Origin of the sequence: Lentilactobacillus parakefiri (assembly GCF_002157585.1) — a bacterium.
In the GTDB taxonomy this organism is placed as follows: Bacteria; Bacillota; Bacilli; order Lactobacillales; family Lactobacillaceae; genus Lentilactobacillus; species Lentilactobacillus parakefiri.
Map to the genome: position 1 here is coordinate 2,539 of NZ_BDGB01000074.1, position 304 is coordinate 2,842.

General features: G+C 42.8%; 1 protein-coding gene. It reads right to left on the bottom strand.

The annotated features are described in order from the left end of the window. Nucleotides 1-304: integrase core domain-containing protein (locus tag LPKJCM_RS08370; protein WP_165758586.1), on the bottom strand; the 304-nt coding region annotated here is incomplete at both ends.

Here is a 304-nt window from a genome sequence, read left to right on the forward strand (position 1 = left end):
TGTAGTAGATTATCCACTTTTTGACAGCCGTTATCAATTCCTCAGCGGAATTGTAATTGGATAAGTCGCCTAACTCAACTTTTAACTTGTTAAAGAAGCTTTCCATACAAGCGTTATCTAAGCAGGTTGCTCGTCGAGACATGCTTGGTGTGATGATGTGAGCGCTTCTGAGCTTCTTCTGCCATGTTCGATGTCGGTACTGCCAACCTTGGTCAGTGTGCAGGAACTGCTTGTATGGTTGGTTTGGTATTAACTCAATTAGGGAATTCAATGGTTTCATGGCAAATTCAAGATTGGGACTGCC